This is a genomic window from Bradyrhizobium sp. 187 (assembly GCF_023101005.1).
GTDB classification, from domain to species: Bacteria; Pseudomonadota; Alphaproteobacteria; order Rhizobiales; family Xanthobacteraceae; genus Bradyrhizobium; species Bradyrhizobium canariense_D.
The window spans coordinates 4,973,397-4,988,686 of the sequence record NZ_CP064693.1; the positions used below are offsets into that span (position 1 = coordinate 4,973,397).

General features: G+C 64.4%; 20 protein-coding genes. 13 read left to right on the top strand and 7 right to left on the bottom strand.

What is annotated here, in order from left to right:
* Positions 1 to 666: a DsbA family oxidoreductase gene (locus IVB19_RS24110; RefSeq protein ID WP_026233164.1), complete on the bottom strand. Its 666-nt coding sequence runs from the start codon at positions 664 to 666 to the stop codon at positions 1 to 3.
* 168 nt (positions 667 to 834) lie between these two features.
* Here IVB19_RS24110 and IVB19_RS24115 point away from each other — a divergent pair, with 168 nt between their 5' ends.
* A complete protein-coding gene (locus tag IVB19_RS24115) occupies positions 835 to 1,635 on the top strand; it encodes a thioesterase family protein (RefSeq protein WP_018456392.1) in 801 nt (266 codons plus the stop codon).
* Here IVB19_RS24115 and IVB19_RS24120 read toward each other — a convergent pair.
* Positions 1,623 to 2,447 carry a helix-turn-helix domain-containing protein gene (locus IVB19_RS24120; RefSeq protein ID WP_085384313.1) on the bottom strand — a complete coding sequence of 275 codons (825 nt, stop codon included), beginning with the start codon at positions 2,445 to 2,447 and terminating at the stop codon, positions 1,623 to 1,625. The genes IVB19_RS24115 and IVB19_RS24120 overlap by 13 nt on opposite strands.
* A gap of 40 nt (positions 2,448 to 2,487) precedes the next feature.
* Positions 2,488 to 3,309 carry a helix-turn-helix domain-containing protein gene (locus IVB19_RS24125; RefSeq protein WP_018456394.1) on the bottom strand — a complete coding sequence of 274 codons (822 nt, stop codon included), beginning with the start codon at positions 3,307 to 3,309 and terminating at the stop codon, positions 2,488 to 2,490.
* Between the two features lie 101 nt (positions 3,310 to 3,410).
* Here IVB19_RS24125 and IVB19_RS24130 point away from each other — a divergent pair, with 101 nt between their 5' ends.
* On the top strand, positions 3,411 to 3,641 hold the full coding sequence (locus IVB19_RS24130; protein WP_026233166.1) for a hypothetical protein: 231 nt from the start codon (positions 3,411 to 3,413) through the stop codon (positions 3,639 to 3,641).
* Between the two features lie 38 nt (positions 3,642 to 3,679).
* Positions 3,680 to 4,078: a hypothetical protein gene (locus IVB19_RS24135; RefSeq protein WP_018456396.1), complete on the top strand. Its 399-nt coding sequence runs from the start codon at positions 3,680 to 3,682 to the stop codon at positions 4,076 to 4,078.
* A gap of 140 nt (positions 4,079 to 4,218) precedes the next feature.
* On the opposite strand, the gene IVB19_RS24140 is transcribed toward IVB19_RS24135, so the two are convergent.
* Positions 4,219 to 4,779 (bottom strand): SET domain-containing protein, encoded by a 561-nt coding sequence (locus IVB19_RS24140; protein WP_018456397.1) that lies wholly within the window; start codon positions 4,777 to 4,779, stop codon positions 4,219 to 4,221.
* 165 nt (positions 4,780 to 4,944) lie between these two features.
* Between IVB19_RS24140 and IVB19_RS24145 the strand changes: the two genes are divergently transcribed.
* Entirely contained in the window at positions 4,945 to 5,565 is a 621-nt protein-coding gene (locus tag IVB19_RS24145; protein ID WP_018456398.1) for a hypothetical protein, read from the top strand.
* Between the two features lie 18 nt (positions 5,566 to 5,583).
* On the opposite strand, the gene IVB19_RS24150 is transcribed toward IVB19_RS24145, so the two are convergent.
* Positions 5,584 to 6,309: a TetR/AcrR family transcriptional regulator gene (locus tag IVB19_RS24150; protein ID WP_018456399.1), complete on the bottom strand. Its 726-nt coding sequence runs from the start codon at positions 6,307 to 6,309 to the stop codon at positions 5,584 to 5,586.
* A 107-nt stretch (positions 6,310 to 6,416) separates the two neighbouring features.
* On the opposite strand from IVB19_RS24150, the gene IVB19_RS24155 reads away from it, so the two are divergent.
* From IVB19_RS24155 to IVB19_RS24180, 6 genes are all read left to right on the top strand, one after another.
* Entirely contained in the window at positions 6,417 to 7,814 is a 1,398-nt protein-coding gene (locus tag IVB19_RS24155; protein WP_247392655.1) for a carotenoid oxygenase family protein, read from the top strand.
* 40 nt (positions 7,815 to 7,854) lie between these two features.
* Positions 7,855 to 8,124, top strand: a complete 270-nt coding sequence (locus IVB19_RS24160; RefSeq protein ID WP_026233167.1) for a hypothetical protein — start codon at positions 7,855 to 7,857, stop codon at positions 8,122 to 8,124.
* A 77-nt stretch (positions 8,125 to 8,201) separates the two neighbouring features.
* Complete coding sequence (locus IVB19_RS24165; protein WP_018456401.1) at positions 8,202 to 8,777, top strand: hypothetical protein; 576 nt, start codon at positions 8,202 to 8,204, stop codon at positions 8,775 to 8,777.
* Between the two features lie 12 nt (positions 8,778 to 8,789).
* Positions 8,790 to 9,344, top strand: coding sequence for an inner membrane-spanning protein YciB (locus tag IVB19_RS24170; protein WP_085349396.1), 555 nt, complete (start codon positions 8,790 to 8,792; stop codon positions 9,342 to 9,344).
* Between the two features lie 104 nt (positions 9,345 to 9,448).
* Positions 9,449 to 9,745, top strand: a complete 297-nt coding sequence (locus IVB19_RS24175) for a hypothetical protein (RefSeq protein WP_007602176.1) — start codon at positions 9,449 to 9,451, stop codon at positions 9,743 to 9,745.
* Positions 9,746 to 9,759: 14 nt separating this feature from the next.
* Positions 9,760 to 10,680, top strand: a complete 921-nt coding sequence (locus IVB19_RS24180) for an SH3 domain-containing protein (RefSeq protein WP_018456403.1) — start codon at positions 9,760 to 9,762, stop codon at positions 10,678 to 10,680.
* A gap of 134 nt (positions 10,681 to 10,814) precedes the next feature.
* On the opposite strand, the gene IVB19_RS24185 is transcribed toward IVB19_RS24180, so the two are convergent.
* Positions 10,815 to 12,470: a fumarate hydratase gene (locus IVB19_RS24185; protein WP_247361835.1), complete on the bottom strand. Its 1,656-nt coding sequence runs from the start codon at positions 12,468 to 12,470 to the stop codon at positions 10,815 to 10,817.
* A gap of 246 nt (positions 12,471 to 12,716) precedes the next feature.
* Here IVB19_RS24185 and IVB19_RS24190 point away from each other — a divergent pair, with 246 nt between their 5' ends.
* The 3 genes from IVB19_RS24190 to IVB19_RS24200 all read left to right on the top strand — a co-directional run bounded on the left by IVB19_RS24190 (position 12,717) and on the right by IVB19_RS24200 (position 14,439).
* On the top strand, positions 12,717 to 13,190 hold the full coding sequence (locus IVB19_RS24190; protein WP_247819898.1) for a hypothetical protein: 474 nt from the start codon (positions 12,717 to 12,719) through the stop codon (positions 13,188 to 13,190).
* A gap of 284 nt (positions 13,191 to 13,474) precedes the next feature.
* Complete coding sequence (locus tag IVB19_RS24195; protein ID WP_007612258.1) at positions 13,475 to 13,648, top strand: hypothetical protein; 174 nt, start codon at positions 13,475 to 13,477, stop codon at positions 13,646 to 13,648.
* A 116-nt stretch (positions 13,649 to 13,764) separates the two neighbouring features.
* Positions 13,765 to 14,439, top strand: a complete 675-nt coding sequence (locus IVB19_RS24200) for a methyltransferase family protein (protein WP_247297225.1) — start codon at positions 13,765 to 13,767, stop codon at positions 14,437 to 14,439.
* Positions 14,440 to 14,517: 78 nt separating this feature from the next.
* Here the strand turns inward: IVB19_RS24200 and IVB19_RS24205 are convergent, their stop codons facing one another.
* On the bottom strand, positions 14,518 to 15,225 hold the full coding sequence (locus IVB19_RS24205) for a glutathione S-transferase (RefSeq protein WP_247297224.1): 708 nt from the start codon (positions 15,223 to 15,225) through the stop codon (positions 14,518 to 14,520).
* Between the last annotated feature and the right edge of the window lie 65 nt (positions 15,226 to 15,290).

The window sequence follows — 15,290 nt, forward strand, 5'->3', positions numbered from 1 at the left end:
CTACTCCGCCGCCTCGGCGTTGATCTCCGCCGAGACCTCGCGGATGGCGCGCGCGAGCATGTTGGGATCCTGCGCGCCGGAGACGGCGTATTTTTGCGCGAACACGTAGGTCGGCACGCCGGAGATGCCTTTCTCGGCGGCTTCCTGCGCGTCCGCCGATACGCGCGCGACGTCCTCGTCGGTGGCGAGGCGCCGGCGCACGTCGTCGGCATCGAGGCCGACATCGGCAGCCGCCTGCACAAGCACGTTCAAATCGGTGAGGTCGCCGCCGTCGCGGAAGTAGAGCTCCATCAGGCGCTGCTTCATCTCGGGCGCCTTGCCGATCGCCTCGGCCCAGAGGATCAGGCGGTGGCAGTCGGTGGTGTTGGGCTGACGCGCGACAAGCTCGGGCCGATAGACGAGCCCCTCTTCGCCCGCGGCCGCAACGACGCGTCCCGCAATGCCCTTGTAGGCCTCGACCGAGCCGAACTTCTTGGTGAGATACTCCTCCCGGCTGATGCCCTCGGACGGCACCCAGGGATTGAGGAAGAAGGGACGGAAATTGAGCTTGACCGGAACATCGGGCACCAGCGCCAGCGCACTCTCGATCCGGTGCTTGCCGATATAGCACCAGGGGCACACCACGTCGGAAACGACGTCGATCTGAAGCGGTTTCAACATGCTCATGTCGGACGTCTCCTTCGGACGGTACGGGTTCGTCGGAAGATAAACCGAACCGGAGGCGGCGCAAGGCACCGGTCCTGCATGGCTCACGACTTCACCTCTGCGGTTATTGTGACAGGCCTCACCCGACCCGATACTCGCGGCCACGATCAAGCACGAGGGGAAACCGCGATGACCGCTATTTTCAAGCCGGAAGGCCAGCAGTTCCGGGCTACGGAGCATGCCGGCGGCCCGTGGTCGCCTGACATGTTGCAGGGAAGCGCCACCACCGCCCTGATGACCCGCGACATCGACCGTCTCGCCACCGAATCCGGCTTCGCGGTGCGGCGCCTGACCTTCGACCTGTGGCGACCGGCGGGCCTGCGCGTCTTCCAGACCACCACCGAATTGTTGCGCGACGGCCGCAAGGCCAAGACCGCCCAGGTGCGGCTGATGGACGGAGAGACCGAGATCGGCCGTTGCACAGCGCTCTTGACGGCGCCGAGCGGAGAATCGCCCGTCGATCCCTTCACCAGGCCCGCGACTATCGACAAGACGCCTGAGACAGGCGCAGCACCGCCGGCCTTCGCGCAGAAATGGAGCCGGTATTTCCAGAACGTGTCGGTGCGGCTGATCGAGGGCGCGCTGGAGAAGCCCGGCCCGGCCGCCGCCTGGATGCGACTTGATGCACCCCTGGTGGAGGGCGAACCGAACACACCACTGCTCCAAGCGGTGCAGGCCGCGGACTTTTCGAGCGGCGTTGCGCAGATCGTCGACATGCGCAACTGGACCTTTATCAATCCCGAGATCAGCCTCTACTTCTTCCGACCGCCGGAGAGCGAATGGATCCTGATCCGCGCCGCCACGCGCGTCGGCACCAACGGCGCGGGCCTGACCATGGCGACACTGAGCGATCTCAAAGGTCCGTTTGCGGAGGTGATGCAAGCCGTGAGCTTTGAGCGCCGCGACGCCGAGCGAGCTCAGGCCTCCTGAGCCGCAAGCGCGATCAGAGTGGCCTCGGACACGGCATCCGCCGGCATGAACATTTCAACGCGAAGCTCCTGAAGCGTCACGTCTTGCGGGGTCCCGAGCGTCAGCACCGCACCGATCAGACCGATGCGGGCGTCGCCCTTTCGTAAGCGCACTTCGCAGAGCGGCCCCGGCGCGACGTTGTCCTCGATCCTGAGTGCGGGAAGCTCCGGCAGCCGCGTCAATTCGCGCCACGTCGATTGCAGGGCCTCGTCGAGCGGTGCAGCCATCGCTTCGTGCCGCGCACGCGACAACAACGCGGTCGCGACGATGGGCCAATTCTCGACGAACGGCTTGAGCTCGTCCGGCGCGAGGAACATGCGCATGTGATTGAGCGGCCGCTGCATGCGTTCTTGCCCAAGCAGCATCGTCATCAGCCGCGACGCGGCGCAGTTGGCCTCCATCACGTTCCAGCGCCGATCGGTCACAATCGCGGGAAACGGTTCGTGCCGCCGGAGCAGAAGATCGATCGCGCGCCGCGCGTCGGCAAGCTCCGGCGCTGAAAGATCGCGCTCGCCGTATAGTCGCGCGAAACCCCCGGCCTCCAGCAGCGCATTGCGATCACGCAGCGACAAACCGAGGGCGGTCGCGAGCTGCAGGAGGATCTCCCGGCTTGCCGCCGACTTGCCGGTCTCGACATAGCTCAGATGCTTGATCGAAATGCCGGCCTCGAACGCCAGCTCCGCCTGGCTCAATGCACGGCGCATGCGCCAGCCGCGCAAAAGGTCGCCGACCGGATTGGCCGACCGTAATGGCCGGGACGAGCGTGTGTCCATCCGGGGATTATGCGAGCGCCACCGCCTCCTGTAAACGGCACTACTGCAAGCCAGCCGCCATCTGCTTCAGCCGCTCGGCAGTGCGCTCGTCGGCCGGGAAGAAGGTTTCCAGAGCCAGCTCCGACAGCGTGATGTCGACGGGCGTACCGAATACCATGGTGGTGGAGAAGAAACTTAGTATCTCCCCCTCGTGGCGCAGCTTGAAGGGGATCGCGACATTGTCGCTCGACAGCGGCGCCGCGCGCGCCGGGATCGGATAACCCTTCAAGTCGTTATACAGCTTGATCAGCTCGGGATCGGCGGTGGCCTCGCATTGCCGGTGCAGCCGCTCCAGGAGATGTCCGCACCATTCCGCGAGATTGACCGTGCGCGGCGCCAGCGCCTCGGGATGGAAGGCAAGCCTCAGCACGTTGAAGGGCTGACCGAGCAGCCGCTGCGGGATGCCGGCGAGCAGCGGCGCCAGCATGCGGTTGGCGGAGACCAGATTCCAGTGCCGGTCATAGGCCAGCGCCGGATTCGGCTCATGCGCCCTGAGGACGAGGTCGATCGCCTGGCGGGCTGATTTCAAGGCGGGATCCTCCAGCGTGCGTTGCGGAAAGGCCGGGGCATAGCCGGCGGCGACCAGCAGCACGTTGCGTTCGCGCAGTGGCACGTCGAGACGTTCGGCGAGTCTGAGCACCATGTCGCGCGAGGGCGCGGCGCGACCGGTCTCGACGAAGCTCAAATGCCGCGCCGAGATTTCGGCCTCACCGGCGAGATCGAGCTGGCTCATGCGGCGGCGCTGCCGCCATTCGCGCAAATGGTCGCCGATATGGACCGGCTGGCTGCGTTCGGCCTGTGCCGTGGATGCATGTGCGTTCATGGTCGAAAACCTAGCACGCAGATTTCGGCCCTTCCATTACGTCGGAGGTAATCGAATTGGGGCTCGGGCCGGCGCATCTTGGGTCGCAACAGGAGACGACCATGATCGCATTGCTGCTCTACCGGACCGTCACAGACCAGCTAGTTCCCTGGGCCATGGCGCTCGCAACCCGGATGCTGGCGCGCAGCCTCAACATGCCGGAGCCGCTGGTGCATTCGACCGGCGACTACGTCGTCGCGCAGGTCACGGCCTTCGAGCACAGCGTCGGCAGGAGCCTCTGCCCGTTCCGCCTCGCCCGCCTGCTCCGCGCCTGGTGGCGTGGATTGCACTGAGTTTCACCTCGAGCCCACCCCAACCATGGAGACCCACGATGATCGACGCATCCACCTTCCTTCGCCGCGCGCTTCTTGCCGACGCGATCTTCAGCGGCGTGGCCGCTCTCGGTTTCACGTTCGGCGCCAGCGCGTTCGCCTCGCTGTTCAACCTACCCGAAGCGCTGCTGCGCGAGACCGGCCTGTTCCTGATCGCCTACACGGCGCTGGTCGGCTGGCTCGCCTCACGCGCCTCCGTGGCAAAGCCGCTCGTGCTGCTGGTCGTGGTCGGCAACGCGGCCTGGACCGTCGGCAGCATTGCGCTGCTGCTCTCGGGCGCGGTGTCGCCGAACCTTGCCGGCGAGCTCATGGTCGTGGCGCAGGCGATCGCGACCGGCGTGTTTGCCGAACTGCAATATGTGGGATTGCGCAGGAGCGGGAGTGTGCTGGCTGCCTGAGGCCACATCACTCGCTGTCGTTGCCCGGCTTGACCGGGCGACCCAGTATTCCAGAGGTAGTCGTCGCATACGGAGCTGCGGCGTACTGAATGCCCCGCTTTCGCGGGGCATGACAGTTATGCCAGAAGCTCGAACTCAGGCTAGGCCCGCGCGCGGCCCTTCGCCTTGCCGACGGCATGACCATTAAGCTTCTTCTTTTTGGCGGACTTCACGCTCGCCTTCTCGGCTTTGCGCTCCGCGCGCGCCTTCACCTTGGCGCGTTCGGCCCGCGCCTCGGCGCGCAGCTTCTTGCGCTTCTTCTCGCAAGATTCGCACTTGCAGCCGATCGGCTTCAGGTAGGCTTTGAAATAATCGGTGCCGTAGTCGTAATTGATCTCGTCGCCCGGCTCGATGTTCTTGATGGCGCGGATGAAAACCTTGCGCTCGCGCGGCCGCACGTCGGATTCGGCGTTGGGCCTGCACGAATGGTTGATGTAGCGCGCGAGGTTCTTGCGCACGGAGCCGTCAATGGTCCAGCGACCGTTGAGCTCGAACAGGTATTTGTTCTCGATGTCGTCGTGCTCGGGAATCCGGGAGTCCAGGATCGGTCCGTAATAACGGATGATCCGGGTGCCCTTCTTGATCGGCTTGGTGGCGAAGAGGCCGAGCCCGGTTTTCGAGCGGCCGACGCGATAAGGTTTGCTGGACGAGGTGGCTGGCATGATCACGAAAAACGAGGACGCGAACGAGGCTGAAAGAGCCCAAGCGAAGCCGCTCTTCTAGAACGATTCCGCGCCGCTGTCAGGTGTCTGTTGACCCCGTTTGAACCTTGCCCACAATCAAGACGTCTGATGGTACGGAGTTCCCACTCGATCAAAGGCGTCGTCATGTTCCGCATCACCACCGCAGGCTTGGCCTTATTGCTCTTGGCCATGTTGCTGATGTGCAGTGGTCTCGACCGAGCCGACGCCCGATCCGTGGGCAGCCAATATACCTCGACGGCCCCGAAGGATTGCCGCCAGATCGGAAAGCCCAGCGAGCTCGACGGCAGCACCACGCGGGTCTGCAAGGGCAAGGATGGCCTCGTGGTCCTGATCGCCGAAGACGATCTTCGCGAAATCGTCTCCGTCGGCCGCAATCGCGAGGCCGCGGCCGAGGAACCGGCTGCTAAAGTCTGGTTCGCTCCGTTCAGCTCGTCCGAAACCACCGTCGAATGGCGCACCGCTGGGGCCAAGCCGTTTGCGATGATCCAGCGCTGGCACATCGCCGATGGCACCGATCCCGACAAGCAGGGGCGGCCGAACACCAAGGCCATGCTCATCGTGACCCGGCTGCCACCCGGCCCCGTCTGCCACGTCGCCTATGTCGACGCGATCGCCAACCCGAACGCCAATGAGCTCGCGCGCAAGGCCGCGGACGAGTTCGCCCGCAGCTTTACCTGCGGCAAGGACGAGGTGAAGATCATAGGCGCACGCGGCCGCGCGGTCGAGCTCGCGACGATGCGCTAGGCGCTCGCCGGCAATCGATCAGGGGCCCGGCGGCTTCCCCGTCACGGGCGACATCAGCATGGCCTCGAGCAGGCGTTCGGGAGTCGTGCCCTCGGGCAGACGCCCCAGAATATCCTCCAGCCGTCCATCGAGCAGCAGCATCGTAAAACCGTGCACCATCGACCAGGCGCGCGCGATCGCAGCGCCCTGATTGAGCGTCAGCGCGTCGCCGCGGATCTGCTCCTGCCGCATCATGCCGACGGCATTGGCGAGTCCCGCAAAGGACGCCTCGGCGGCCTCGTGCAGCGACGGCCTGGAATAGTCGAGGCGCTCGGTGCGGAACATGATGCCGTACATGCCGGGATGAGCCTGGGCATAGGCAACATAGGCTTTCGGCCGCGCCAGCGCGTGCTCAAGCGGGGTGGTGGCGGTGTCAGAGGACGACGCCATCGCCGCATTGAACTGGCGGAAGCCGACGGCCGCGAGCTCACTGAGAAGCCCGGTGAGGTCGCCGAAATGATGGGTGGGCGCGGCGTGCGAGACGCCCGCCTCGCGCGCCACCGCGCGCAATGTCAGGCCGGCGAGCCCGTCACGCTCCAGCACCCGTTCGGCGGCCTGGAGCAGCGCCTCGCGCAGCGCGCCGTGGTGATAGGGCGCCTCGGACTTGACGCTCGCCGGTCGTCGCGCGGGACGCGCCGGCGCGCTCGCCTTCTTTGAAGTACGCGCACCGCGCGCGGTTTCTGTCCTGATCTCACTCTTGCCCATGGGCCAGCTATAGGATGCAATATTGACAGTGTAAAGATTTCACTTGACCAGAACCCCTCGTACGGCTATTTGATCTTTACGATGTAAAGATAAGGAAGGGATACGCCGTGCAGCAGGACGCCGTTGCCGAACGCCGCCACAACCTCGGTCCGATTCCGTTCGAGGCCGACGCGCCCTTCCTGAAAATCATCGGTGAATTGCCGCGCGAACTGAACGGCACGCTCTATCGCAACGGCCCCAATCCGCAGTTCGACTCGCCCGGCGCGCACTGGTTCGTCGGCGACGGCATGCTGCACACCTTTCACCTCGAGAACGGCCGCGCCAGCCATCGCAATCGCTGGGTCCGTACGCCGAAATGGCTGGCCGAGCACGATGCCGGCCGCGCGTTGTTCGGGGGCTTCGGCCGCAAGCTGCCGGATGCGCCGCAAGATCTCACCGACGGCGGCGTCGCCAACACCAACATCATCTTCCATGCCGGCAAGCTGCTTGCGCTGGAAGAAGCCCATCTGCCGACTGAGATCGATCCGGGCACGCTCGCAACCCGCGGCTATCACAATTATCACGGCCGTGTCGCCGGCAGCTTCACCGCGCACCCGAAGATCGATCCCGTCACCGGCGAGCTGGTGTTCTTCGGCTACAACGCCGCGGGTCCGCTGACGCCTGCCCTCTCCTACGGCTCGATCGACGCGTCCGGCAAGGCGACGCGCTTCGAACGTTTCGAGGCGCCCTATGCCAGCATGGTGCACGACTTCATCGTCACCGAGAACCACGTGCTGTTTCCGATCCTGCCCATCACCGGCAGCATGGAGCGCGCGATCAGCGGGCGGCCGCCCTATGCCTGGGAGCCGGACAAGGGCGCCTATGTCGGCGTGATCAAGCGCAAGGGCAGCGCGAAGGACATCGTCTGGTTTCGTGCTGAAGCCTGCTACGTCTTCCACGTCATGAATGCTTGGGAGGACGGTGACCGCATCATCGCGGACGTCATGCAGTTCGAGGAAGCACCACTATTTACGCATCCCGACGGCACGCCCACCAATCCCGAGAAATCCTTCGCTCGCCACTGCCGCTGGACCTTCAATCTTGCCGGGAAGACCGACCGCTTCCAGCAGACCTATCTCGACGATCTCACCGGCGAATTCCCGCGCATCGACGACCGCCGCGCCGGATTGAAGAGCCGTCACGGCTGGTACGCCTGCGCCAATCCGAAGCTGCCGATGTTCGGCGCGCTGTCCGGCGTCGTCCATGTCGATGGCAATGGAACGCGCCTCGGCCATTATCTGCTGCCGGCCGGCGACACCATCTCAGAGCCGGTCTTCGTCGAGCGGTCGAAAGATGCGGCGGAAGGCGACGGCTGGCTGCTGGCGGTGGTCTGGCGCGCGCGGGAAAACCGCAGCGACCTCGCCGTGTTCAATGCCAAGGATGTCGAGGCCGGCCCCGTCGCGCTGGTGCAGCTCGGCCATCGCGTGCCCGACGGTTTTCACGGCAGTTGGGTCGGCGCGCGGTAGCTCTCCTCTCGACATCGCTGATGTCACCAAAAGGTCTCTCATGCATATGCCCTCGATCACCGCGGACCGCCTCGCTGTCCTGATCCTGTTCCTGATCTGCGCCGGGATCACGCTCCCGATGATCCGGCCGCGGCGGAGCGGCCAAACCATCTTCAACGGTGGTATCTTGCTCGCCTTCGTCCTCTCGATCGCCTGTGCGTTACCTGTGCTGCCGCACCTGTCCTGGGCCGGCTTCATCGATGAGATGGCCGACCAAGCCGTTGCAGCAATTCGATTTTTGGAAGTCGCTTACGTCATTTTGACACTGTAAAGATTCTACTTGACCCCGCCTCGCTCCTGACATATTGATCTTTACATCGTAAAGATAAGGCCTGACCGAGGCGAACCATGGCGATTTTCCTGATCCTCGCGCCCTACGGCGCCTTCACTTTCCTGATGCTGATGACGTCTGCCACGATCAGCGTATTCGTAGCCTCGGCAACCTGTCTGGCCACCGTGGCGATCGATGTCGTGCGCGGTCGCTCGGTGAAGATCCTGGCTATGGGCTCGGCGCTGCTATTCGCCGCAATCGGCCTCCACCTCGCGCTGTTCGACCCGGCGCTTGGCACGCTCGGTGTCAAGCTGTCGGTCGACATCGGCATCTTCGTCATCTCGCTCGGCTCGATGCTGGTGCGGCGTCCCTTCACGCTGCAATACGCGGTCGAATCCGTGCCGGCCGAGATCGCGGCAATGCCCGGCTTTCTCTATGCCAATTACGTCATCACGGGCGCTTGGACCGCGGCTGCGCTGCTGATGGCGGCCGCCAATCTCGTGCTGCTCTATGTCCCCGGCCTGCCGCTCTGGTCGAGCCTTGCGGTCGCCTTCGCCGCCCGCAACAGCGCGATCTATTTCACAAAATGGTATCCCGAATATCGGCAGATCAAGTACGGTGCGCCGGCCAGCCCAATGTCCAACTCCCGCTGAACAGGATCGACGATGAAGGACGTATTCGCCCGCCTCGCCTCCGACCTCTTCTCTGCCATCGTCTTCCTGGTCATCTACATCATCACCGACAACGTCGTCCTGGCAACGTCGGTGGCGATTGCCGGAGCGATCGCGCAGGTGATCTACGCGCGCGTCAAGGGGCAGCAGCTCAATTACATGACCTATGCGAGCGTCGCGCTCGTCGTCGTGCTCGGCACGGTCACGCTGCTGACCAACGATCCCCGCTTCATGCTCGCAAAGCCCTCGATCGCGCATTTCGCGATCGGCGCCATCATGCTCAAGCGGGGCTGGATGCTGCGCTACATGCCGCCGATCGTCGTCGAGACCGTTCCGGAATATGTGACGGCTGCAGGTTATGCCTGGGCCGCGCTGATGTTCGTAATCGGCGCCGGCATGATCGCCGTCGCCTCCACAGGCGATCTGAAGCTGTGGGCGTTCTACATCACGGTGGTCGCGGGCGGCGCCAAGATCCTCGCCTTCGCCGTGCAATACGTCGTGCTTCGCCTCATCGTCACCAGCCGACGACGCGCCGCCGCCCGCGCCTAAATGCCTCCAACGGAGCGTTAGGCGCGAGCGGCGAGTTGCGCTATACGCTCGGCCGGGACTGGCCCGCGGATCGTCGCGGTCCGCCGGGATCTTGGGAGACGCGAATGGCCGTCGACGGCAACTGGACTCTGACCCTGACGACCCCCATGGGCGAGCGCAAGGCGACGCTGAGCCTGACGGCTGCCGGCGGCACGCTCACGGGGACGCAGGGCGCGGAAGGCGATACAGCCGAGATTTTCGATGGCACCGTCAGCGGCGATGCCGTCAACTGGAAGGTCTCGATCACCAATCCGATGCCCTTGACGCTCGAATTCATCGGAACCGTCTCCGGCGACAGCATGAGCGGTGAGATGGGCATCGGCCCGATGGGCAGCTTCCCGTTCACCGGCACGCGCGCCTAAGCCGCGCGGCAACGGTGCGCGCGCTCGGTCTCATCGCGGCGACGATCCTGTGTGTCGCGACACAAGCGGCTAGCGCGGACGACGCCGAACCGGCGTGGCGGGCAAGCGCGCTCGCCATGCTACCGGCAGGCTATGTCGCCGGCACGGCCTATCGAACCGAAGGGTCGACGGGCTACCTCGCCGTCTATCCGATCTCGTCGAACGATCCGAAGTCACCTGCAAGCGTGTTCGCCACGCGCCAGGCTCTCGTGGTCGCGCTGACGCCGGATGCGACGCGCGCAGTCTCGGTCGCATTGAAACCGCGTAGCGGGCCCGATCCTGACACCGACGACACCGACTTCCCAAAGCTGCATGCCGATCTCGCCGCGAAGCGCTCGACGCTTCCCGACGGTACCGAGCCCTGCGATTTCGGCGCCTGGTCCGTCGACAAGGATCCTGATGGCCTCAACGTGCGTGCCGAACCATCGATCAAGGCGCGTGTGCTCGGCACGCTTCCGCCGCCCTACCGGCTCAAGCTCGGCGGCAGCGAGAACACGCCCGATGGCGGCTGGCTCACCGAATTCCGCATCATCGGCTTCAAGAACGGCTGGTTTCTGATCGAAGGCGCCAAGCCGCCGGGCAAGGACTACGAGGACGACAAGAAATATCCGCGCAGCGCGCCAAAGCCCTATGCCGGACGCGGCTGGGTCGCCTCCAACAAGGTCGGCGCGTCCTACGCCAATGGCGCGACACGCATGGGCGGTCTGTTCCAGGCGCCCTTCGTTGATGCGAAATGGATGCCCGCCCAGCGCGAACTCGGCGGCGCGATCGACACCGATGGCGGCCCGAAGCGCATCTTTGCCTGCAGTGGCCTCTGGGGCTTGGTCGAGAGCCAGGACGGCATCCGCGGCTGGTGGCGCGGGCTGTGCTCCAACCAGGTCACAAATTGTAGTTGAGCGAGTAAGTCTCGTGTCCCGGACGCGACGCAGCGCGAAGCGGTGCATCGCAGAGCCGGGACCCATGCCCGCCACGGGGACCCCGGATCAGCAGCGCATCATTTCATGCTGCGCAGCGTCCGGGGAACGCGGCCTCAGCCCAGATTCAACTCCTTGAAGAAGTCGTTCCCCTTGTCGTCGATGATGATGAACGCCGGGAAGTCGACGACCTCGATGCGCCAAATCGCTTCCATGCCGAGCTCGGGATATTCGAGCACCTCGACCTTCTTGATGCAGTGCTCGGCAAGATTCGCCGCGGCACCGCCGATCGAGCCGAGATAGAAGCCGCCATACTTCTTGCAGGCCTCACGCACGGCCGGCGCGCGGTTGCCCTTGGCGACCATCACCATCGAGCCGCCGGCGGCCTGGAACTGATCGACAAAAGAATCCATACGGCCCGCAGTGGTCGGGCCGAACGCACCGGAGGCATAGCCCTCGGGCGTCTTGGCGGGGCCGGCGTAATAGACCGGATGGTTCTTGAAATAGTCCGGCAGCGGCTCGCCCTCGTCGAGCCGCTCGCGCAGCTTGGCATGCGCGGAATCGCGCGCGACGATCATGGTGCCGGTCATCGATACCCGCGTCTTGGTCGGGTACTTCGAGAACGTGGCAAGGATATCCTTCATCGGCTGGTTGAGGTCGATCTTGACGACCTCGCCGCCGAGCGACTGCTCGACCTCAGGCAGATACTGCGCCGGGTTGTGCTCGAGCTCCTCGAGATAGACGCCCTCCCTGGTGATCTTGCCGAGCACCTGGCGATCGGCCGAGCAGGACACGCCGAGCCCGATCGGGAGCGAGGCGCCATGACGCGGCATGCGGATCACGCGGACGTCGTGGCAGAAATATTTTCCACCGAACTGCGCGCCGACGCCGAGCGACTGCGTCATCTTCAGAATTTCCTGCTCCATCTCGAGATCGCGAAACGCGTTGCCGTCGGGCGAGCCGTGGGTCGGCAGCGCGTCGAGATAGCGAGCCGACGCCAGCTTCACCGTCTTCATGCAGAGCTCGGCCGAGGTGCCGCCGATGACGATCGCGAGGTGATAGGGCGGGCACGCCGCGGTGCCCAGCGTCAACACCTTCTCCTTCAGGAAGGCGAGCAGCCGGTCCTTGGTCAGCACCGAGGGCGTCGCCTGGAACAGGAAGCTCTTGTTGGCGGAGCCACCGCCCTTCGCCATGAACATAAACTTGTAGGCGTCATCGCCTTCGGCGTAGATCTCGCACTGCGCCGGCATGTTGTTGGCGGTGTTCTTCTCCTCGTACATCGACAACGGCGCGACCTGCGAGTAGCGCAGATTGCGGCGCAGGTAAGCATCGCGCGCGCCTTCCGACAGTGCCGCCTCGTCGTCACCATCGGTGATGACGTTGCAACCCTTCTTGCCCATGATGATCGCGGTGCCGGTGTCCTGGCACATCGGCAGCACGCCGCCTGCAGCGATGTTGGCGTTCTTGAGGAAGTCCAGCGCGACGAACTTGTCGTTCGGGCTCGCCTCGCCATCCTCCAGGATCGCGCGGAGCTGCTTCAGATGACCCGGTCGCAGATAGTGGTTGATGTCGCCAAAGGCCGCTTCCGACAGGGCCCGCAGCGCGTCGCGGGACACCACCAGCATGTCCTTCCCCAAAACCTTCTCGACCCTGACGCCCTCGGACGAGACCTTCTTGTAGGGCGTCTCGTCCTTGCCCAGCGGAAACAGCGGCGTGTGCTTGTAGGGCGGAACGGGCTTTGCGGGATCGGGAAAGGCGGTAGGAGCGTTCATGGCGGGAATCTCGGGGTTTTGGAGCCCTCGCATGGGCCCCTTTCATAGAAGCGTTCTAAGCTTTTTTGCTGCAAAGGGAAGGCGCTCTGGTGCGGTCGGGGCATCCCGATTCGGCGACACGGCGACCTATTTTCGGCGGCTGTCGGCGGACACCAAGCTCTCATGATGCCGGTGAAGACCCTGGGTGCACCCCTTGCGCTACGCGCCCGACGACGGTTGAATGCGCCCGCTAAGGGGCTTTTCATCATGACATTGAACTTGCACGTCCGCGGCGCGATCCTGGTCGCCGCCGCCATCACCGGCCTTGTGACCATCGCCTCGCCCGCCCGCGCGGACCGCTGCGATGACAGCGCCAAGGAGCTGGCGAACCAGGTCGATCGCCTCAAGGTGAATTTCCGCGCCGCCAACGTCGTCTACCTGACTCATCCGGCGGCCAAGGAATTGTCCGTGGCCTGCCGTGGCGACAAATATTCGATCGAGCTCTATGCAAAGGGCGATCGCAAGCCCAAGCCTGAGTTCTTTGCGCTGGTGGGGTCGATGGCGGCGATCGTCTTCACCGTGACCAAGGACGATACGACGAGGGGCGCGACACGCTGCCTGAAGCGGATGGGGCTCTTGCGCGGCGACAAGATCAGCATGCGTTACCGGCGTCTCAACATGGAATGCGCCCGCACCAAGACGGATGCGTCCATCGCGATCACGCGCGGCAAGGACGAATAGGCGGTCCCCGCGCGGTGTGCGCCTGACAGCACACCGCCCACTACGGACCGTCATTGCGAGCGTAGCGAAGCAATCCAGAATCCCTCCGCGGAGACAGACTGGATTGCTTCGCTGCGCTCGCAATGACGAGGAGAGGTCTGTCCTCTCGCGGAAACAGCGCTTGTGGCGACACGAAAGCGGCCTCCTCCACCGCACCGCATCCCTCGCATTTTAACGATTGGCTTGAATGAAATTTCGCTCCTCGCGGCGCAGGGTCAATTGTTTCCATGTGTGAGGATTTGTGGATGAGCGTTTCTACCGTTTCGCCGCCGCCGATCGCGATCGTGGTGCCGAGCTACGACACGACCAAGCAGCAGGACGATCAGATCAAGACCAAGGACAACGACCCGACCTATAAGCCGCCGCCGCCCGCGCCGCTGCCGCCGGGTCAGGGCACGCGGATCGATCAGCTCGCCTGATCAGCCGCGTCGAAGATGAAATGCCCGATCCGGTCGATCGGGCTTTTCGCGTGTCCGGCCGCATCTTCGCCGGATAGCTGCACCAATATCATGCGCGGCTACCCTGAGACCTGCGCATGATCGCAAGACTCCTGTTGCAGAGCACGATCACCACCGCCGCCATGGGCGCGCTGCTGTTCGCGTCCGCCGGGACCCTGCATTGGCCTTCGGCCTGGGTGTTCCTCGCGACCTCCGCCCTGCTCGGCCCGCTCGGCGGCTGGTGGCTTTACCAGGTCGACCCCGCACTGCTCGCCGAACGCCTGCGGCCGGTCCTGCAAAAAGACCAGCCCGCTGCCGACAAGGTGTTCATGACCGTCTTCGTCGTCGCGATGCTGGTCTGGCTGGCGGCGATGGGGCTCGACCGGCGTACGCTGTCCTCCGACATGCCGAGGGCGCTGCAGATGCTCGGCCTCGCCCTGTTCCTGCTTTCGACGCTGTTCATCCTCTGCGTTTTCCGCGAGAACTCGTTCGCGGCGCCCGTGGTGAAGCTGCAAGCCGAGCGCGCGCAGCGCGTGATCTCGACGGGGCCTTATGCCCATGTACGTCATCCCATGTACAGCAGCATGATCCTGTTCTTCGCCGGCGTGCCGTTGCTTCTGGGCTCATGGTGGGGACTTATGATGGTGCCGCTATTCCTCGTCTTGTTTGCGGGCCGCATTCGCATCGAGGAGCGTACGCTGCGCGAGGGCCTGCCGGGCTATGCCGACTATGTGACGCGCGTGCGCTATCGCCTGCTGCCTGGCGTGTGGTGAGCGCACGCATCAGTCTGCAAATTGCGGAAAAGCGTTTCCTCCGATCGACTGACGTCGCCCGAAGCGTTCGCAGGCGCTCTAGCCATCCAACTCGCGGTAGCGGCGGAAGATGCCCTGCTCGTTGAAGGGAATACGGCGCTCGCTTTCGAGATAAGCCTTGATGTTCGGGCGCGCCGACACGCGGTCGTGCAGGCCGACGAGGCCTGGGATATCTGTCTCGAACGCCTTCATCCGCTTCGGAAACGCATAGCGTAGTCCCGCGACGAGCTGGAACAGCGAGAGATCGACATAGGTCAGCTTGCGGCCGGTGACATAGGCGCCGCCATTGTCCGCGAGAAGCTCTTCGAAATAGCCGAGATATTTCGGCACGCGCTCGCCCCAGAAGTCGGCGGTGCGCTTCTTTGCCGGCGGTTTCTGATCTTCGTAGTAGAGCGAGGGCCCGAGCGGGTGATGGGTGTCGTGAATCTCGACCACGAAATCGGTGATCGTCAGCTGGAGCTGATGCACCCAGAGTTGACCCGCCTCCGACTTCGGGGCGAGGGCGTGGCGGGCGCCGAGATAGAGCAGGATGTTCGCGGTCTGGCCGATGACGAGCTTGCCGGCTTTGAGGAACGGCGGCGCAAAGGGCGGCGTGCCCCTGTGCGCGTCCATCATCTTCATCATCGCGGCTGTGCCGCGTGGGCCACGCGCCACGTCGACGTATGCCGCGCCCGCCTCCTCCAGCGCCAGCCGCACATATTCACCGCGGCCCTGGATCTCGGGCCAATAATAGAGCTCGTATTTCATGGAGGGTCCGTGAGCGTGGAAGCGACAGGACCAATCTATCACGCGCGACAAGGTTCCGTCAGGAT